Annotated in this window: 13 protein-coding genes; 10 read left to right on the top strand and 3 right to left on the bottom strand. The window is 51.8% G+C overall.

The features are described 5' to 3' along the window. Positions 1–3 precede the first annotated feature (3 nt). Both aceF and lpdA read left to right on the top strand, forming a co-directional pair. On the top strand, positions 4–1,908 hold the full coding sequence (gene aceF, locus EIZ48_RS13305) for a pyruvate dehydrogenase complex dihydrolipoyllysine-residue acetyltransferase (RefSeq protein WP_160652177.1): 1,905 nt from the start codon (positions 4–6) through the stop codon (positions 1,906–1,908). A 197-nt stretch (positions 1,909–2,105) separates the two neighbouring features. After that, entirely contained in the window at positions 2,106–3,536 is a 1,431-nt protein-coding gene (lpdA, locus tag EIZ48_RS13300; protein WP_075762437.1) for a dihydrolipoyl dehydrogenase, read from the top strand. Positions 3,537–3,608: 72 nt separating this feature from the next. Here lpdA and aphA read toward each other — a convergent pair whose 3' ends face one another. Both aphA and EIZ48_RS13290 read right to left on the bottom strand, forming a co-directional pair. Then, positions 3,609–4,322, bottom strand: coding sequence for an acid phosphatase AphA (gene aphA / locus EIZ48_RS13295; protein ID WP_160652175.1), 714 nt, complete (start codon positions 4,320–4,322; stop codon positions 3,609–3,611). Between the two features lie 204 nt (positions 4,323–4,526). Then, a complete protein-coding gene (locus EIZ48_RS13290) occupies positions 4,527–6,443 on the bottom strand; it encodes a methyl-accepting chemotaxis protein (protein ID WP_160652172.1) in 1,917 nt (638 codons plus the stop codon). Positions 6,444–6,600: 157 nt separating this feature from the next. Between EIZ48_RS13290 and EIZ48_RS13285 the strand changes: the two genes are divergently transcribed. Further along, positions 6,601–8,811 (top strand): patatin-like phospholipase family protein, encoded by a 2,211-nt coding sequence (locus EIZ48_RS13285; protein WP_338046917.1) that lies wholly within the window; start codon positions 6,601–6,603, stop codon positions 8,809–8,811. Between the two features lie 231 nt (positions 8,812–9,042). After that, on the top strand, positions 9,043–11,640 hold the full coding sequence (gene acnB, locus EIZ48_RS13280; protein ID WP_160652166.1) for a bifunctional aconitate hydratase 2/2-methylisocitrate dehydratase: 2,598 nt from the start codon (positions 9,043–9,045) through the stop codon (positions 11,638–11,640). A gap of 101 nt (positions 11,641–11,741) precedes the next feature. Here the strand turns inward: acnB and EIZ48_RS13275 are convergent, their stop codons facing one another. Beyond that, entirely contained in the window at positions 11,742–12,887 is a 1,146-nt protein-coding gene (locus EIZ48_RS13275; RefSeq protein ID WP_160652163.1) for a glycerate kinase, read from the bottom strand. 322 nt (positions 12,888–13,209) lie between these two features. On the opposite strand from EIZ48_RS13275, the gene EIZ48_RS13270 reads away from it, so the two are divergent. The 6 genes from EIZ48_RS13270 to EIZ48_RS13245 all read left to right on the top strand — a co-directional run bounded on the left by EIZ48_RS13270 (position 13,210) and on the right by EIZ48_RS13245 (position 19,465). Beyond that, positions 13,210–13,578 (top strand): YacL family protein, encoded by a 369-nt coding sequence (locus EIZ48_RS13270; RefSeq protein ID WP_160652160.1) that lies wholly within the window; start codon positions 13,210–13,212, stop codon positions 13,576–13,578. 192 nt (positions 13,579–13,770) lie between these two features. Beyond that, positions 13,771–14,109, top strand: coding sequence for a P-II family nitrogen regulator (locus tag EIZ48_RS13265; RefSeq protein ID WP_075762333.1), 339 nt, complete (start codon positions 13,771–13,773; stop codon positions 14,107–14,109). Between the two features lie 27 nt (positions 14,110–14,136). Further along, positions 14,137–15,366: an ammonium transporter gene (locus EIZ48_RS13260; RefSeq protein WP_160652157.1), complete on the top strand. Its 1,230-nt coding sequence runs from the start codon at positions 14,137–14,139 to the stop codon at positions 15,364–15,366. A 237-nt stretch (positions 15,367–15,603) separates the two neighbouring features. Continuing rightward, positions 15,604–16,617: a Fe(3+) ABC transporter substrate-binding protein gene (locus EIZ48_RS13255; protein ID WP_075762332.1), complete on the top strand. Its 1,014-nt coding sequence runs from the start codon at positions 15,604–15,606 to the stop codon at positions 16,615–16,617. A gap of 179 nt (positions 16,618–16,796) precedes the next feature. Further along, a complete protein-coding gene (locus EIZ48_RS13250; protein WP_160652154.1) occupies positions 16,797–18,425 on the top strand; it encodes an ABC transporter permease in 1,629 nt (542 codons plus the stop codon). Beyond that, positions 18,425–19,465: an ABC transporter ATP-binding protein gene (locus tag EIZ48_RS13245; protein ID WP_160652151.1), complete on the top strand. Its 1,041-nt coding sequence runs from the start codon at positions 18,425–18,427 to the stop codon at positions 19,463–19,465. The genes EIZ48_RS13250 and EIZ48_RS13245 overlap by 1 nt, the downstream gene beginning before the upstream one ends. Positions 19,466–19,472 lie beyond the last annotated feature (7 nt).

Genomic DNA, 19,472 nt, shown 5'->3' with positions numbered 1-19,472 from the left:
AACATGGCAATCGAAATTAATGTACCTGACATCGGTGCGGATGAGGTTGAAGTCACTGAGATTCTTGTCAGCGTTGGCGACAAGGTTGAAGAAGAGCAGTCTCTGATCACTGTAGAAGGCGACAAGGCTTCTATGGAAGTACCAGCTTCTCAGGCGGGTATCGTTAAAGAAATCAAAGTGGCTGAAGGCGACAAGGTTTCTACCGGTTCTCTAATCATGATTTTCGAAGCAGAGGCGGCCGGCGCTGCAGCACCTGCTCCTGCGGCTGAAGCAGCGCCTGCTGCTCCAGCACCGGCAGCAGCGGCTGAGCTGAAAGAAGTTCACGTACCGGACATCGGCGGTGACGAAGTAGAAGTGACTGAAATCATGGTTGCAGTCGGCGACAGCATCGAAGAAGAGCAGTCTCTTCTTACTGTTGAAGGCGACAAAGCATCAATGGAAGTACCTGCACCATTTGCCGGTACCCTAAAAGAAATCAAAGTAGCAGCAGGCGATAAAGTATCGACTGGCTCACTTATCATGGTCTTCGAAACAGCAGGTTCAGGCGCTCCAGCAGCATCTGTAGCCGCAGAAGCGCCAGCGGCGGCTCCTGCAGCATCTGCAGCGAAAGAAGTTAACGTACCGGACATCGGTGGCGACGAAGTAGAAGTGACTGAAATCATGGTAGCTGTAGGCGACATGATTGAAGAAGAGCAGTCTCTGATCACTGTTGAAGGTGACAAGGCTTCTATGGAAGTACCTGCACCGTTTGCTGGTAAGGTTAAAGAAATCAAGATTGCAGCAGGTGACAAAGTGTCGACTGGCTCGCTAATCATGGTATTTGAGGTGGCCGGCACTCCGGTTGCGGGTGCAGCTCCAGCAGCGGTCGAGTCGTCGAACCGTCCGGCTCCTGCGGCAGCAGCTCCAGCAGCAGCGCCAGCGGCGGCAGCTCCAGCTTCTACCGGGACGCCGGCCGCAGGCGACTTCCAGGAAAACAACGACTACGCTCACGCGTCTCCAGTTGTTCGCCGCCTGGCTCGCGAGTTCGGTGTTAACCTGTCTAAGGTTAAAGGTACTGGCCGTAAGAACCGTATCCTGAAAGAAGACGTACAGAACTTCGTTAAAGAAGCACTTAAGCGTCTTGAGTCGGGTGCTGCGGCATCTGGCAAAGGTGACGGCTCTGCACTGGGTCTACTACCATGGCCGAAAGTTGACTTCAGCAAGTTCGGTGAAACCGAAGTTCAGAAGCTTTCTCGCATCAAGAAGATCTCTGGTGCTAACCTGCACCGTAACTGGGTGATGATCCCTCACGTTACACAGTGGGACAACGCAGACATCACAGCGCTTGAAGCTTTCCGTAAAGAGCAGAACGCGATTGAAGCGAAGAAAGACAGTGGCATGAAGATCACTCCGCTAGTATTCATCATGAAAGCAGTTGCGAAAGCGCTTGAAGCCTTCCCAGCGTTCAACTCTTCTCTATCAGAAGACGGTGAAAGCCTGATCCTGAAGAAGTACGTAAACGTGGGTATCGCGGTAGATACGCCAAACGGTCTTGTTGTTCCTGTCTTCAAGGACGTAAACAAGAAAGGTATCTACGAGCTTTCTGAAGAACTGATGGCGGTGTCTAAGAAAGCACGTGCTGGTAAGCTGACTGCGGCAGACATGCAGGGTGGCTGTTTCACCATCTCTAGCCTTGGCGGCATTGGTGGTACTGCGTTCACACCTATCGTGAATGCGCCAGAAGTCGGTATCCTGGGTGTATCTAAGTCTGAAATGAAGCCAGTGTGGAACGGTAAAGAGTTCGAACCACGCCTACAGCTTCCATTGTCACTGTCATACGATCACCGTGTGATTGACGGTGCCGAAGGTGCACGCTTCATTACTTACCTGAACGGCTGTCTATCAGATATCCGCCGTTTGGTGCTTTAAGGTTTCACATCCGCAACGCCATGCCTGCAACAGCAGGCATGGAATTGTTGTGTAGCTCACAGGCTATGGCAATATACTTTTCACTTTGTTAACAGGTCTGTAAACTTGTTGGCAATCTGAAAGAAGAATGTACAACAGCAAATAAGTACAACTTACCTGATAGCCTGTTAGGGATAAAAGACTACAACGAGGTCATGATGAGTAAAGAAATTAAAGCCCAGGTAGTGGTGTTGGGTTCAGGCCCTGCTGGTTACTCTGCGGCATTCCGTTGCGCGGACTTAGGTCTAGATACGGTTCTAATCGAAAAATACAGCACGCTTGGTGGTGTATGTCTGAACGTGGGTTGTATCCCATCAAAAGCCCTTCTTCACGTTGCTAAAGTTATTGAGGAAGCGAAGGCGATGGCTGAGCACGGTGTTGTGTTCGGTGAGCCGCAGACAGATATCAACAAGATCCGTGTCTGGAAAGAAAAAGTAATCACTCAGCTGACTGGCGGTCTTGGCGGTATGGCTAAGATGCGTAAAGTTAACGTTGTTAACGGTTACGGTAAATTCACCGGTCCTAACACTATCGTAGTTGAAGGCGAAGAAGGTCAGACAACGGTTAACTTCGACAACGCGATTGTTGCGGCAGGTTCTCGTCCTATCGAGCTACCTTTCATTCCGCATGAAGACCCACGCATCTGGGACTCAACTGACGCTCTTGAGCTAAAAGAAGTACCTGAGAAGATGTTGGTCATGGGTGGCGGTATTATCGGCCTGGAAATGGGTACGGTTTACCACTCGCTAGGTTCTCAGATCGACGTTGTTGAAATGTTCGATCAAGTGATCCCTGCAGCGGACAAAGATATTGTTCGCGTCTTCACCAAGCGCATCAAGAAGAAATTCAACCTGATGCTGGAAACCAAGGTGACGGCAGTTGAAGCGAAAGAAGACGGTATCTACGTTTCAATGGAAGGCAAGAAAGCACCAGCTGAGCCTGTACGTTATGATGCAGTACTTGTGGCAATCGGCCGTGTACCAAACGGTAAGCTGATTGATGCAGAGAAAGCGGGTATCGAGGTTGACGAGCGCGGCTTTATCAACGTTGACAAGCAGATGCGTACCAACGTACCGCACATCCATGCTATCGGTGACATCGTTGGCCAGCCAATGCTAGCGCACAAAGGTGTGCATGAAGGCCACGTTGCCGCTGAAGTTATCTCTGGCAAGAAGCACTACTTCGACCCTAAAGTGATTCCTTCTATTGCCTACACTGAGCCAGAAGTGGCATGGGTTGGTAAGACAGAGAAAGAAGCAAAAGCCGAAGGTATCAACTACGAAGTTGCTACGTTCCCTTGGGCGGCTTCTGGCCGTGCAATCGCTTCTGACTGTGCAGACGGTATGACGAAGATGATCTTCGACAAAGACACGCACCGTGTGATCGGTGGTGCTATCGTTGGTACCAACGGTGGTGAGCTTCTGGGTGAAATCGGTCTGGCGATCGAGATGGGTTGTGATGCAGAAGACATCGCGCTAACAATCCACGCGCACCCAACGCTACACGAATCTGTCGGTCTGGCTGCTGAAGTCTTTGAAGGTTCTATCACTGACCTTCCAAACCCGAAAGCGGTTAAGCGTAAGAAGTAATTCTTGCGATTGATACTGATACGAAAAAAGCGCCCCAGGGCGCTTTTTTGGTTTTAGTAATAGTGCAATGGATTAGTACTGAGAGTCCTTCACAATCTTCTCTCCGTAGATACCGTTTTGCGGTACCGGCTTGTAGCTGGAACTGGCGTTACGCATGATACGGATCCCTTCGGCACCGGCATTGCGAGCCGAGATGATATCGCCGTCTGAGTCACCGTAGTACATCTTAATGTCGTGCGCCTTGATGTGCTTGGTTTTGGTGTATTCCGTCTTGCTAGAGCCGGCAAAAATGACCTTGTGCATGTTGTTAATGCCGAACGAGTCTTTCAGGTACTGAGTCGAAATTTCGCACTCGGATCCGGTGCGGCCGGTAATAAAGTAGATATCGTCCCCGCGCTTCTGGTGCATCGCAATCAGCTTCTTGCCGATCTCTTTTGGCAAGCTGAATTTTTCCCACTCACAGTTCATTTTGTCCCAGAATTTCTGAGTTTTGAGGTAGCTGTAGCCATTTGGCGAGAACACCTGCTGTCCGCGATAAAAGCCAGGTGAGCTGAACAGTACCGTGTCGTCGATATCAAAACCGACGGTCATTGGCTCCTTGCCCTCTAGGCTCTTTTCAATCTCCTCAACCGATACCCAATGAAGCTGGGCAGGTTCCCCCTGCTGCATGATTTGGATTGAGCTGTACCCGGTTTCGGTACCCGGCAATTTAGGATCGGCGAATACGGAACCTGATGCGAATGCGCAAGCCAGAAGGGAAGAAATTGCAATTTTAGTGAGTTTCATTGTTGGTTTTAGTTATTGATCAAATTGAGCTGCAAAAATACGCCTATGCGACATATTAAAGTTTGGAGGGCGTCACAAAATAATGCCCGTGCAGAATAATGTTATTTTGCGTTTTTAGATAGTTGCGAATTTGATTTTGAAGGCGTAGGGGGAACCCCTCTAGCTCCCCCTTGAAAAGGGGGAGGACTAGTGGGGTTAAAGCCGTTACAGCTTGAACGTTCCTACCATGTCATCAAGGCGCTTGGACAGCTCGCGCAGCTCCTGACTCGAGTGGGCAAGTTCGGTGGCGGTATCGGCTGTGCGCTGGGTCGTCTCGTTGATTTCCTCGATATTGCAGTTGATATCGTTGACGACTGTTGACTGCTCTTCGGTAGCTGTTGCAACCTGGGTGTTCATATCGGATATCAGAGTGATGCGATCGGCAATAGATACCAGTGCACCGGATGCCTCGTCGGCTGCCGAGACACCGTCGGAGGTTAGCTGGCGGCTCTGGACAATAGCATTAACGGCGTTGCTGGCTTCTTCCTGCAGGCGGTTGATCATCGTCTGGATCTCGTCTGTCGAGTCGGCAGTCCGGCTTGCCAGGCTGCGTACCTCGTCGGCCACGACGGCAAAGCCACGGCCTTGCTCGCCGGCACGGGCTGCTTCGATTGCGGCATTGAGCGCCAGCAGGTTAGTCTGCTCCGAGATACCGCGGATCACGTCTAGGATGCTACCGATAGCCTGGGTATTGTTGGCAAGCGATTCGATCACCTCGCTGACGTTGGAAACATCGTTGGATAGCTGGCTGATGCTGTCGCGTGCCTGTCCGACAACGGCCTGGCCGTTCTGGGTTTCGGATTCGGCATTATGAGCGGCATCGGCGGCCTGTGCGGCGTTGCCGGCAATCTCGTTAACCGTTGCGCCCATTTGGTTGATAGCGGTGACGACCTGAATCGTACGGTCACGCTGGGTGTGGCTGTTATCCAGGGTCAGCTGAGCCTGGGAAGCCACCGATTCTGCGGCGCTGCGCAGTGAGTTGCCGGTTTCGGCCACTTCACGCACCGAGTAGTGGATCTTGCCGATAAAGGTGTTGAAACCTTCTGACAGCTGGGCGATCTCATCCTTGCCTTTGATATCGATGCGGTGGCGAAGATCGCCTTCACCTTCGCCAAGGTCTTTGAATACAGCAGCAAGGCGTTCGATCGGGCGGGTAATGTTGCTACCGAGCCAGATTGCCATCAGGACAAATACTGCAGCGATAGCGGCTGTCCAGACCATGATTTGGTTACGTGCCTGGTTCAGTCCGGCAAAGGCCTCTTCCTTCGGTAGCTCTGCCACGACATACCATTCCATTGACGGGATATAGCTGGTGGCAATCAGGGTATCGCTGCCGTTGATAGTTGCTTCGGCAACGTTGAAGTCATCCTTGTTCAGCAGCTGGCGAGAGACCTCGGTACCGTACAGCTGGTTCAGATCACTGCCGCCCATCTTGCTCTTGTCTTTGTGCAGACGCACCATGCCGCTGGCATCGGTGAGGTAGACATAGCCAGTTTGCTCCAGCTTGAACTGGTTGATGAACCGGACCATCTCGTCCATCGACTTTGAGAGGCCCGCCATCCCACGACCGTTAAGCTGCTGATAGTTAACAAACAGTTTGACCTCGCCGTTCGCTTCCTGGAACACGTTGAGCATTTTGGCGTTGCCGCTGCCGGTAAAGCCGTAGAACCAGCTGTCCTGCTGCTGGTTAAGGCGGCGAAGAAAGCCATTCTGGTTCCAGTAGTTGCCTGTCGTACGATCCGCAACAGAGGCGTCAAACAGGTTGTATTGAGTTCTGATATCATTGAGCTGTTTTATCAGTCGATCTTCTTGCTGCGGGCGGCCGTTTTCTTTATACATATCGGTAATAAAACGGTTTGTTGCCAATTGTTGCGCCGCGGACTGTAGCAGTGACACTTCCTTGTCGATAGTATTGCGGATCTGCATCAGGTTTGCCGGTAGCTCAGATTCAAGCAAACGGCTTTCTACCACGCTGCGGGCCTGGTTTTGACCAATAGCGCCAACAAGGACTGTTGAGGCAAGTACGGCGAGGATCATCGCCATAATTAGTTTTTGTTTAATGGTGAGCTGGTTGAACTTCATAATGCTAGCTGCTTATCGATATAGTAATGAACGAACAGTTCGTTCATGGAAAAAGTTGCCAATGACCCAAATAAAGCCATCTGTTAGAAATCTCTCTCTGTGCATGTATCTGCCGAGTCGTTACATAACTTTAGTGATAATTCTCACAATAATTCAGGTGCTATTCTATCAGCCTGTTTTTGCTGCAGAACGGCCAAAAATTGGTGTTGTGCTCGGTGGCGGGGGAGCCAAGGGGGCTGCCCATATCGGGGTGCTCAAGGCGCTGGAGGATATGCAGATCCCGGTGGACTATATCGTGGGTACCAGCATGGGGGCTTATGTCGGCGGCCTCTATGCGACCGGCATGAGTGCCGATGATATCGAGGCGCTGCTGACGACGGTGGACTGGGGCAAAGGCTACGAGGACCGGGTCCAGCGCAGCGATCGCCGGGTCAGGGAAAAGCAGCAGGAGGACCGCTTTCAGGTCAGTAGCGAAATTGGCTTTGATTTCTGGGAGCTGAAGGTACCCCGTGGCTTTGTCCAAGGACAGAGCATGGGCGAAATCCTGCGCACCACATCCGGCAATCTGCCAACGATGAAAAGCTTTGATCGGCTGCCTATCCCTTATCGGGCGGTGGCGACCGATATCGAAAATCTGGAGCCGGTTATATTGGCAAGTGGAGATTTGGCCGAGGTGATGCAGGCCAGTATGTCGATTCCGGGGCTGCTACCGCCGATGGAGCTGGGTGACAAGCTATTGGTGGATGGCGGGATCACCAACAACCTGCCGGTTTCGGTCGTCAAGGCGATGGGCGCTGATATTGTGATTGCCGTTGATATCAGTAATGAGTTTAAGCGCCGTGATGATCTCAACAATTACTTTGCCGTGATGGATCAGCTGACCGATTTCATGGTGCGTGATAATGCGACCCGCCAGATAAAACTATTAAGTGGCGAGGATGTGTTGATCCGCCCAGATATTCAGGGGATCACGACGGCAGATTTTGAGCAGATGCCAGTGGCTTTTGAAAACGGCTATACAGCAGCCATGGCGCTGGAAGAACAGCTCAAGGGCTTGGGTGGCTCTATTTGGTATCAGAATTATATAGACAGCAAACAGCTCAAGCGTCGTACGTTGAACCATCTTGATCAGTTGAAGGTGGATGATATTCAGCTGGTTAACAACAGCCATTATTCGGATCAGGTGTTGCTGGATCGGCTGGAGCTCGAGCCGGGCTCGCGCATTAGCTCTGAAGAGTTGGCGGAAAGCGTTCGAAATCTGTATGCCCTCGATCGTTTTGAGCGGATTGACTACCGGATCCAGGCTGAGGAAGGCGAGAATGTGGTGCTGGTCGAGGTCAAGGAGAAGAGCTGGGGACCTAACTTTATTGATCTCCGGTTTGCCCTGGAAGATGACTTCGAAAACAGTACCGATTATTCGATAGGCGTGGCGTTTAATGTGACCGGGCTAAGCGAAGCCGGGGCGGAGTGGCGGACCGAGCTGGAATACGGCACTGATAAACGAATTGCAACGGGCTTGTACCTGCCGTTTATCAAAAATCAGGAATGGTTTAGCCAGATTAGTGCCGAGTATAAAAACTCCGAGAAGAACGTGCCTGCAATTGGTGAGGAGCCAAGTCTCGAAGAAATCGACAGCTTTATTCCGGCGACCTACAATGACACGATTTTGGATGCTTCGTTTGGCTGGCAGCCGGAGCTCTGGCAGGAGTTTCGGATAGGCCTTCGCTATATCTATGGCGAGACTGAATTTCCGGGCATTTTTGGTGATCTTGGCAAGGAGAAGCGGGAAAGCCAGATTGGCTATGTGAGTTATACCCTCGACACCCTGGATGAGTTTATGCTGCCAAAACGCGGAAATTTGTTACAGGTCGAGCTTGCCGCATCGGATGACAACAACGAGTTTTTGGGGCTGGAGCTGACCGATCTTGCTTTCCATATCGACGCCAAATGGAAAGGTGCCTATACGATCGGGGATCATACCCTCATGGGCAAGGCCGAGATAGGCAGAGTGAAGTCGGATGAAAGCCTAAGCCTGGATCCCAAAGAGCTGGGGGGCTTTTTGAACCTGTCGGGGATCCCGAAAAACAGCTTGTCTGGTAACAACAAACTATTCTCTGCCCTTGTATATCGTTACCACCTGTTAGAGCAGGATTTCGGGCTGTTCAACTCGACGGTGTATGTCGGCAGCTCCGTCGAATGGGGCGGGGTGTATAACGATAGCGATATCCCGCTCAACGAAGCCCCGATGTATTGGGCCGGCAGTGTGTTCTCCGGTATTACGACGCCATTTGGGCCGCTTATCTTCGCATATGGCCAGACGGAGCAGAATAACAATGCCTATTACCTGTTCTTTGGCGCGGCGCTATAAGGCTAAAGTCGTAGACGCTACGTCATAATTATGCTCAAAGTGTGAATGTTGTAAAAAGAGGGTGATTTTTAATTTTAAGTTAAAAATGGTATGCTGGTTGGACGGTTTTGGTCTCTTCTGCCTGTAGTGTGCGCTTAGTAAGAAGAATGACAGGGCGCACTGTGCAGAATGGATCAATCACTTCCAAGGATGTTTGGCCACTAGGCTAAACCGAAATAAGAGGAATATGTCGTGCTTGAAGCCTACCGTAAACACGTCGAAGAACGTGCTGCAGAAGGAGTTGTTGCTAAACCACTCGATGCTGAGCAGGTTGCAGCTCTGGTTGAGCTCCTGAAAAATCCACCAGCGGGTGAAGAAGCCTTCCTGCTGGATCTGTTTGAAAACCGTATTCCCCCTGGTGTTGATGAAGCGGCGTATGTGAAAGCCGGTTTCCTCGCCGCTCTAACCAAAGGTGAGGCTGCATCCCCGATCGTCAGCAACGCAAAAGCGGCTGAGCTATTGGGCACCATGCAAGGTGGTTACAACATTGAACCGCTGATTGCACTTCTTGATGATAGCGAGCTTGCGCCTATCGCCGTTAAAGCCCTTTCTCATACTTTGCTGATGTTCGATGCTTTCTACGATGTAGAAGAGAAAGCCAAGGCAGGCAACGAATTTGCCAAGCAAGTTATCCAGTCATGGGCTGATGCCGAATGGTTTCTGTCTAAGCCTGAACTGGCTGAAAAAATTACCCTGACCGTGTTTAAGGTCACCGGTGAGACTAACACCGATGATCTGTCTCCGGCCCCAGATGCCTGGTCGCGTCCGGATATCCCGCTGCATGCCTTGGCGATGCTGAAGAACGAACGTGAAGGCATTGAGCCGGAGCAGCCGGGTACGATTGGCCCGGTTAAGCAAATCGAAGCGCTTAAAGAAAAAGGCCACCAGCTGGTTTATGTCGGCGATGTTGTCGGTACCGGTTCATCCCGTAAGTCAGCCACTAACTCTGTGCTGTGGTTCATGGGTGATGATATCCCAAATGTACCGAACAAGCGTGCTGGGGGGTATGTCCTGGGTGGCAAGATTGCCCCAATTTTCTTCAATACTATGGAAGATGCCGGTGCCTTGCCAATCGAAGTCGATGTGACCGCGCTTAACATGGGGGATGTGATTGATGTCTACCCGTATAAAGGTGAAGTTCGTCGCCATGATAGCGATGAGCTGGTATCGACATTCGAACTGAAAACTGATGTTCTGATTGATGAAGTGCGTGCCGGTGGCCGTATTCCGTTGATCATCGGCCGTGGCCTGACAGATCGTGCCCGTCAGTCACTTGGCCTGGTATCTTCTGATGTGTTCCGCCGTCCGGGCGCCGTAGCCGATACCGGCAAAGGCTATAGCCTGGCGCAGAAGATGGTCGGTAAGGCCTGTGGTGTCGAGGGCGTTCGTCCGGGCACCTATTGTGAGCCTAAGATGACCACTGTTGGTTCTCAGGATACCACCGGTCCAATGACCCGTGACGAGCTAAAAGATCTGGCTTGTCTGGGCTTCTCTGCCGAACTGACTATGCAGTCGTTCTGCCACACGTCGGCTTATCCGAAACCGATTGATGTGAACACCCACCATACGCTACCTGATTTCATCATGAACCGTGGTGGTGTTTCTCTGCGTCCGGGGGATGGTGTTATCCACTCCTGGCTAAACCGTATGCTACTGCCTGATACTGTCGGTACCGGCGGTGACTCCCATACCCGCTTCCCGCTGGGTATCTCGTTCCCGGCCGGTTCTGGCCTGGTGGCGTTTGCTGCAGCAACCGGTGTGATGCCGCTTGATATGCCGGAATCTATTCTGGTTCGCTTCAAGGGCGAGATGCAAGAAGGGATCACTTTGCGTGATCTGGTTCATGCCATCCCTTATTATGCGATCAAGCAGGGTCTGCTGACGGTTGAGAAAGCCGGTAAGATCAACGAATTCTCCGGTCGAGTACTGGAAATTGAAGGTGTTGAGCACCTGACTGTCGAACAGGCGTTCGAGCTGTCTGATGCCTCGGCTGAGCGTAGTGCGGCTGGCTGTACTGTTAAGCTATCTGAAGACTCGATTGCCGAGTACCTGAATTCCAACATTGTGATGCTTAAGTGGATGATCTCCGAAGGTTATGGCGATCGCCGTACCATCGAGCGCCGTATTACTGCGATGGAAGAGTGGCTGGCTAACCCTGAGCTGATGGAAGCCGATAAAGATGCCGAGTACGCGCATGTGATCGAAATCGATCTGGCTGAAATCAACGAGCCAATTCTGTGTGCACCGAACGATCCTGATGATGCCCGTCTGTTGTCTGAGGTTCATGGCACAGAGATCGACGAAGTCTTTATCGGATCTTGTATGACCAACATCGGTCACTTCCGCGCGGCAGGTAAACTGCTTGAGAAGTTCGGTGGTCAGTTGGATACCCGTTTGTGGGTTGCACCGCCGACCAAGATGGATAAGGATCAGCTGACGGAAGAAGGCTACTACGGCATCTTTGGTCGCGCGGGGGTGCGTATCGAAACGCCGGGATGTTCGCTGTGTATGGGTAACCAGGCGCGTGTTGCGGATAAAGCGACGGTGATGTCGACCTCGACCCGTAACTTCCCGAACCGTCTGGGTACCGGTGCCAATGTGTATCTGTCATCAGCCGAGCTGGCTGCTGTCGGTGCAATCCTGGGTCGCATTCCGACCAAGGAAGAGTACCTGGAGTATGCGAAGCAGATTGATGCTACAGCTGCGGATACCTACCGCTATCTGAACTTCCACCGCATGGATAGTTACACCAAGAAAGCGGATGATGTGATTATTCAGGCTGCGGTTTAAAGCCGAAAGAACGGGTTCTGGGAAATGCAGGACCCAGGACAAGTCAAATAGTCATAGTTCAATATAAAAAGGGGTAGTCAGTTTCTGACTTACCTCTTTTTTTATGTTAATCCTGTAGACCCTACCGTTATCATTGCCGCGACATTGCGTGCCGTTACCTGGACATTGAACGCCGCTTCCTCCAGTGCCTCGCTCAGGGCCATCGCGCGTGGTACGACGCTGAAGACGGCATCGATACCGTGGTCGTGGACCACATCACAATCATCAGACAGGCTACCGGCAATCCCGATCACCGGAATATCGTATTTTTTCGCACTGCGGGCGACACCAATCGGGGTTTTGCCGTGAATGGTCTGGCTGTCAATGCGCCCTTCGCCAGTAATGACCAGATCGGCATCGGCAACGGTGTCGGCCAGATTGACCGCATCCATAACGATATCGATCCCCGGACGCAGGTTGGCATCAAGTAGGCCAAGCAGGGCGGCACCCAGCCCACCGGCAGCACCGGCACCGGCCATATCTTTAACGCCACGATCCAATTGATTTTTGATGATGCCTGCGTATCGGGCAAGGTTGCTGTCGAGCTGCTGAACCATCTCGGCAGTGGCCCCTTTTTGCGGGCCGAATACGTGGGAAGCACCTTTGGGGCCGCATAGCGGATTGTCGACATCACAGGCGACTTCCAACTTGATGTCAGCCAGACGAGGATCAAGCTGGCTGGTATCGATAGTGGCAAGCCGGGCTAGCTCGCTGCCGCCATAGCCAAGTTCGTTTTCTTCGGCGTCCAGCATGTTTATCCCGAGTGCCTGGGCCATTCCGATACCGCCGTCGTTGGTGGCACTGCCGCCGATACCGACAATAATATGCTCTACGCCCTTGTCGAGAGCAGCTTTGATCAGCTCCCCGGTGCCGAATGTCGTGGTCAGCAGCGGGTTACGTTGTTCAGGGGATACCAGGTGCAGCCCGGAGGCGGCTGCCATTTCAATGATGGCGGTGTTTCCGTCACCCATTACCCCGTAAAAACCGTCAACCTGTTCACCGAGGGGGCCTGTTACCTGTTGCTTGATAATCGAGCCGCCAGTGGCATCAACCAGTGACTGCACGGTCCCTTCGCCGCCGTCAGCCATCGGGACCTTGTGGTACTCGGCATCAGGCAGCACTTGCCGGAATCCCGCCTCAATGGCAGTGGCGACTTCCATCGCCGTCAGGCTTTCTTTGTAGGAGTCAGGGGCAATTACAATTTTCATGGTGAGAAACCTCCAGGCCCGCGGGTGAGCAGCATTGTCGCTTGAGGGTGGCTCTGGCAGCCTTGCAAGCGATCCTAAATAGTCGATAGCGTAAACTCTACCTGTTCAGATGAATGATTTGCTTGGCGCGCTCGACAATCTGTCGGGCAATGGTGGCATTTAGTTGCATTCTTGTTCCAGATCCTGACAATGTGCGGACTTTGTCGCGATTGGCACCGAGCGAAACCCGTTTTCGGCCTGCGAGCGGGCGTGTTGTGACGTAATTTTATTGTACCAAGCTTATCCTGTCGCTGGGTACCGAATGATGATATAGGGGATAGCTATGGACTACGAATTTAAGAAAAATACCCTGGACGGTAGCTATCATGCCATTTTCTCTATGGGTCACGAGGCACTGGGGCGCTGGTTAATCGAAGAGGTGGGGAAGGACTTTTCCAGGATCGATGCTATTTTGGCCCAAATTGGTGCGCTGAAAAACAGCACCCGGGAATGGCGGCTGGTGGGAGAGGATCTAACCCTGAGCCTGCAGGACAATGAAGCGCTTGTCCAAGCTAACTATCTGTTTTCTGAAGATGATACCGAGCTGGATGAAGACATGAATTTCTATGATGACGAATGTATGTCTCTGTGCGGATTTGAAGATCTTGAGCAAATGTTGCATGCCTGGCGTGCATTTGTCACCCGCTTCTGAGCGCCATCCTCCGACTCTGCACAATTTGCTTCTTTTCAGTGAAAGGGCTGCACCATAAAGGTGCGGCCCTTTTTCGTTGTTTTTATATAGAATGTATAAGGTATTGAAAAATAAAAAAATAAAAAGTTGGCATAAAGATTGTTTGTTAATCAACTGTAATCGGAAAGGAATTCAGAAGATTAGGAGCAGGCAATGAAATTGATAAACGCAATCATTAAACCATTCAAGTTGGATGACGTCCGCGAAGCACTGGCAGATGTCGGTGTCGAGGGGATGACAGTCTCCGAGGTCAAGGGATTTGGCCGTCAGAAAGGGCATACCGAGCTGTACCGCGGCGCAGAGTACCAGGTGGACTTCCTGCCTAAAGTGAAGCTGGAAATTGCGACTCAGGCAGAGAACTTGGAAGCCATTGTCGAAGCTATTTCGAAAGCCGCTCAAACAGGAAAAATTGGTGACGGTAAGATTTTTGTATATGACCTTGATCATGCCGTACGGATCCGTACCGGTGAAACAGATCTAGAAGCCTTATAAGAATTGGATGAGTAGGGGATGATGACCATGGAACTATCAACAACGGTAACAGAGCTGCGTTATGCACTCGATACTTTCTTTTTCTTGATGTCAGGTGCGCTGGTGATGTGGATGGCGGCCGGTTTCGCTATGCTCGAGGCCGGTCTGGTTCGCTCGAAGAATACCACCGAGATCCTGACCAAAAATGTCTGCCTGTATGCAATCGCCTGTACTATGTACCTGCTGGTGGGCTACAACATTATGTACGTCGATAACGGTGAGGGTGGCTGGCTGCCATCGTTCGGTGCCCTGATAGGCTCTCAGGCCGAGGGTGCGGATCACTCGCTGGAATCTGACTTCTTCTTCCAGGTGGTGTTTGTGGCAACAGCAATGTCGGTTGTATCCGGCGCCGTGGCCGAGCGTATGAAACTGTGGTCGTTCCTCATTTTCTCAGTCATTTTGACGGCCTTTATCTATCCGATGGAAGGATACTGGACATGGGGCGGTGGCTTCTTGTCAGAAGCAGGGTTTAGTGATTTTGCTGGCTCGGGTATTGTCCATATGGCAGGTGCCGCGGCGGCGTTGGCCGGTGTATTGCTGCTGGGTGCCCGTAAAGGTAAGTACGGCAAGAACGGTTCAATCAACCCTATCCCGGGCTCGAACATGCCGCTGGCAACTCTGGGTACCTTTATCCTGTGGTTCGGCTGGTTCGGCTTCAACGGCGGTTCGCAGCTGATGGTATCAGACTTTGAAAATGCAACGGCGGTGGGCCAGATTTTCCTTAATACCAATGCGGCGGCTGCAGCCGGTGCTATCGCAGCGCTGGCAGTGTGTAAGACAACTTGGGGCAAGGCGGATTTGACTATGGTACTAAACGGTGCCCTGGCTGGTCTGGTTGCTATCACGGCTGACCCGCTGTCTCCGTCACCAATGTCTGCAGTGGTGATCGGAGTGGTTGCCGGTGCGCTGGTTGTGTTTAGTATCATCGGCCTGGATAAAATCAAAATTGATGACCCTGTCGGTGCCATCTCGGTCCACGGTGTGTGCGGGTTCTTTGGTCTGATGGTGGTGCCATTCAACAATGCAGATGCCACCTTCGGTGCTCAGCTACTGGGTGCAGCAGTTATCTTCGGCTGGGTATTCGTAACAAGCTTCGCGGTGTGGGCGGTACTGAAAGCCACCATGGGCATCCGTGTGACGGAAGAGGAAGAAATGGCGGGAATGGATCTGCATGACTGTGGTATTGATGCCTACCCTGAATTTGTTAGCGTAAAATAAGGCTTAAGCTTGATATGCAGATAGGTGTATTAAGTGTGGTGTAACTATTGACAAGTTACTGAATAATTAAGAAACCAGTAACATATATTTAGTTCACATCTTTAAAAAATGCTGCCATTTGGCAGCATTTTTTTTGTGTTTAATTGTAACCACGCATTGTTTTAGCGTCGTGCTACAGTATAATTAGTTCGATATTGATAAACATTATCATTACATTTTGCATTAAGGGATGGATTAATGAAAAAGCTGTTGGCATCGGCGATTTTGCTTGGTTTGGCTGCTCCTCAGGTAGCAACTGCTGCTGAAGAAGTGAATGTATACTCTTACCGTCAGCCTTTCCTGGTTGAGCCTATGTTTAACGAATTCACAAAAGAAACCGGCATTAAGGTTAACGTGAAATTCGCGAAAAAAGGCCTGGCAGAGAAGCTGCAGCAAGAGGGCGAATACAGCCCGGCAGATATGATTCTGACAACTGATATCAGCCGTCTGGTGGAGCTGGCAAACAAACAATTGGTTCAGCCTGTTGATAGCAAAGTAATTGAGCAAAACGTACCGGCGCAATACCGTGATAGCGAAGATGAGTGGTTTGCACTGACATTGCGTTCTCGTAACGTGTACTCTTCTCGTGATCGTGTTGGCCGTCTGCCAGCAGACTTTGACTATGCCGATCTGGCGAAGCCTGAGTGGAAAGGCAAGATTTGTACTCGCTCTGGTAAGCACCCGTATAACGTTTCTCTGGTTTCTTCGATGATTGCCAACCATGGCGAAGCAGAAGCGAAAGAGTGGCTGGAAGGTGTTAAAGCCAACCTTGCCCGTAAGCCTCAGGGTAACGACCGCGCGCAGGTGAAGGCTGTCAAAGAAGGCCTGTGTGATCTGGCTATCGGCAACAGCTACTACCTAGGCAAGATGGTTAACGACGAGAAGCAGAAGGCATGGGCTGAAGCGGTTTACATCAACTTCCCTGGCCAGAAAGCAGACGGTACACACGTTAACGTTAGCGGCATGGCAATGGCCAAGTACGCGCCTAATAAGGATAACGCGCAGAAGCTGATGGAATTTTTGACTGGCGATAAAGCCCAGCAGATGTACGCTGAAGTGAACTATGAGTACCCGGTTAAAGACGGCGTTAAGCGCTCTGAGCTGGTTGCATCTTGGGGTGACTTCCAGGCTGACGATCTATCGCTTGAAAAAGTGGCAGACTACCACAGCACAGCAATCAAACTACTGGATGAAGTGAAGTTTGATCTGTAAGTTGTTACATAAAAATGGGGCGAGATGCCCCATTTTTGCTTAAGCCCTAGTATCTTTTCCAATAACTTATGGTAGCTTCACTATCCCGAAAAAAAGTAGGGACTTTTGTGTGGTTCTATTGCAGCATCGGGTTGTAGCGACGCCATAAATTTATTGCAAAGGATACTAAGTAGTAAGCAATGAAAGAAAAATATATGTTTTGGCGGACCAGCGGCTGGGGGTTATCCCTACTGCTGGTTTTGCCTATTCTGGCGATTTTCTATACCGCGATAGGTGAGTCGGACGAAGTCTTCTCCCACTTGATGGGCACCGTCATGGCGACCTACACCAGTAATACATTCTGGCTGGTGTCGGGCACAGTGCTGCTGGCACTGCTGTTTGGCCTGCCTGCGGCCTGGATCATGGCGATGTGCCGCCTTCCCGGTGAGAAAATATTGCAGTGGGCGCTGGTCCTGCCTCTGGCTATGCCGGGCTATATCATTGGCTATATCTATACGGACTGGTTTGACTATGCCGGGCCAATCCAAATTTTCCTGCGTGATGTCTTTGGCTGGCAGAGTATCCATGACTACTGGTTCCCGGATATCCGCTCTCTCGGCGGTGCCAGCATGGTACTGGCGCTCGTTCTCTACCCTTATATATACCTTCTGGCGCGCGCGGCCTTTATGGAGCAGAGTGTCAGCTTGCTTCAGTCTGCCCGTTTGCTGCGTTGTTCCCCCTGGGACAGCTTCCGCCGGATTTCCCTGCCGCTGGCCCGTCCGTCAATTGCCGTCGGTATGTCGCTGGTGGCGATGGAGACCCTGGGCGATTTCGGTACCGTCAGCTATTTTGCAGTGAATACCCTGACAACGGCGGTGTATGATACCTGGCTGGGCTATTCCAACCTCAATGCGGCAGCGAAAATTTCAGCTATTATGTTGATGGTCATTTTTTTGCTGATCAGTGCCGAGCGCTTTAGTCGGCGTAAGCAGAAACTGTTTCAGCAAGAATTCGAGCACGGCGATGATGTTCGCTACAGCCTGACCGGTGCGAAGAAATGGCTGGCCCTTGGCTGGTGCTGGGGACTGGTGGGTTGTGCCTTTGTGATGCCGTTGCTGCAGCTTGGCTACTATGCCTGGCATTATTTTGCCGAGAGCTGGACGACCGAGTTTCAGCAGTACAGCATCAACAGCCTTGTGGTGTCGCTGGCTGCGGCCCTGTTTGCCGTGATGCTGGCACTGATTGTGAATTTCTACCATCGCCTGGATGGTCGCAGCTCGACCCTGGTGCCGATCCGCGCATCATCGCTCGGTTATGCCGTGCCGGGGACTGTATTGGCGATTGGGGTAATGATCCCGCTGACCAGTGCCGACCACCTGCTGAATGATGTTGCCATTAGTTTTGGCCTCGGCCGTCCGGGGCTGGTGTTCTCAGGGACGATGATCGCGATTATCTTTGCCTTTGTCGTTCGCTTCGCCGCGGTGGCAATCGGCAGTATCGAGAGCAGCCTGGCCAAGGTGCCGCCGTCGCTGGATATGGCGTCGAAAACCATGGGCTATGCCTCGACCCAGATGTTACGCCGGGTTCACCTGCCGCTGATCCGCCGGGGCTGCCTGATAGCTGGGCTGTTAGTCTTTATCGAGTCGATGAAAGAGCTTAATGCCGCCTTGCTGCTGCGGCCGTTTAATTTTGAAACCCTGGCAACCTATGTATTTAACTTCGCGTCAGACGAGCAGTTGGAACTGGCTGCCCTGCCGGCGATTTTATTGGTAATTGTTGGCCTGATCCCGCTGGTCATGGTTAACCGTTCTTTGGAGCAGAAACACTGATGAGCCATGCATTATCCGTCCAAAACCTGACCTGTACCTACAACGGCCAGGCGGTATTACAGAACCTCTCTCTGCCAGTCAAAGACAATGAAATCGTCTGTCTGCTGGGAGCCAGTGGCTGCGGTAAGACGACTTTGCTCAAGGCCATTGCCGGCCTGTTGCCGCTGGAGAGTGGTGATATTCATATCAACGGCCGTACGATTGCCGATCAGCACACATGGCTGCCGCCGGAAAAGCGCAATATCGGGATGATTTTTCAGGACTATGCGTTGTTTCCTCATTTGACGGTGGCTGAAAATATCGCCTTTGGCCTGCGTGACTGGGACAAGGCTCGTATCGCTGCCAAAGTGAAGGAAATGCTCGAGCTGGTCCACCTTACCGGCCTGGATGGCCGTTATCCGCACCAGCTATCGGGTGGACAGCAGCAGCGGGTTGCGATTGCCCGTGCACTGGCCTGCGAGCCCGACCTGATCCTGCTTGATGAGCCATTTTCCAATATTGATACCCAGGTTCGTCACGGGCTGATCAAAGAGATCCGCCGTATCTTCAAGGCCCAGGGAGTCACGGCTATTTTCGTGACCCATAGCCGGGAAGAGGCATTTGCCTTTGCCGATCGCCTAGCTGTCATGAACCATGGTGTAATTGAACAGTTTGGTTGTGCCACGGATCTGTATTACCATCCGAGCAGCCGCTTTGTGGCTGAGTTTCTCGGCTCGGGTTCGTATCTTCCGGCCACGGTTAAGAATGATAACCAGCTGTTTACCCCGTTCGGTGAGATTGGTATGAAGGCCGAACAGCCGTATGGTCAGGAGACCAGTGTGGAATGGCTGCTGCGTCCCCAAAACCTGAAGGTGAGGCAGGCGCAGGATGGGCAGGGAGTGATCACCGAGCAGCTGTTCATGGGGGATAACTGCCGTTATACCGTCGATTTTCAGGGGCACACATTAGTGGTGAATTCGCATTTGATCTTGCAGGTGGGTGATCGTGTCAAAGTGGAAGTCGAGCCCCACGAGCCGGTGGTTTTCGCGACTGCCTGCTAATAGCCGG

It is taken from the genome of Photobacterium alginatilyticum, assembly GCF_009910675.1.
GTDB classification, from domain to species: Bacteria; Pseudomonadota; Gammaproteobacteria; order Enterobacterales; family Vibrionaceae; genus Photobacterium; species Photobacterium alginatilyticum.
The sequence above is the reverse complement of the archived record's forward strand: the minus strand, read 5'-3'. Positions and strand labels throughout refer to the sequence as shown.

What these genes read in the sequence shown, in the direction of transcription:
- aceF (WP_160652177.1), top strand. Translation starts at nt 4, where the DNA reads ATGGCAATCGAAATTAATGTACCTGACATCGGTGCGGATGAGGTTGAA.
- lpdA (WP_075762437.1), top strand. Translation starts at nt 2,106, where the DNA reads ATGAGTAAAGAAATTAAAGCCCAGGTAGTGGTGTTGGGTTCAGGCCCT.
- aphA (WP_160652175.1), bottom strand. Translation starts at nt 4,322, where the DNA reads ATGAAACTCACTAAAATTGCAATTTCTTCCCTTCTGGCTTGCGCATTC.
- EIZ48_RS13290 (WP_160652172.1), bottom strand. Translation starts at nt 6,443, where the DNA reads ATGAAGTTCAACCAGCTCACCATTAAACAAAAACTAATTATGGCGATG.
- EIZ48_RS13275 (WP_160652163.1), bottom strand. Translation starts at nt 12,887, where the DNA reads ATGAAAATTGTAATTGCCCCTGACTCCTACAAAGAAAGCCTGACGGCG.
- EIZ48_RS13270 (WP_160652160.1), top strand. Translation starts at nt 13,210, where the DNA reads ATGGACTACGAATTTAAGAAAAATACCCTGGACGGTAGCTATCATGCC.
- EIZ48_RS13265 (WP_075762333.1), top strand. Translation starts at nt 13,771, where the DNA reads ATGAAATTGATAAACGCAATCATTAAACCATTCAAGTTGGATGACGTC.
- EIZ48_RS13260 (WP_160652157.1), top strand. Translation starts at nt 14,137, where the DNA reads ATGGAACTATCAACAACGGTAACAGAGCTGCGTTATGCACTCGATACT.
- EIZ48_RS13255 (WP_075762332.1), top strand. Translation starts at nt 15,604, where the DNA reads ATGAAAAAGCTGTTGGCATCGGCGATTTTGCTTGGTTTGGCTGCTCCT.
- EIZ48_RS13250 (WP_160652154.1), top strand. Translation starts at nt 16,797, where the DNA reads ATGAAAGAAAAATATATGTTTTGGCGGACCAGCGGCTGGGGGTTATCC.
- EIZ48_RS13245 (WP_160652151.1), top strand. Translation starts at nt 18,425, where the DNA reads ATGAGCCATGCATTATCCGTCCAAAACCTGACCTGTACCTACAACGGC.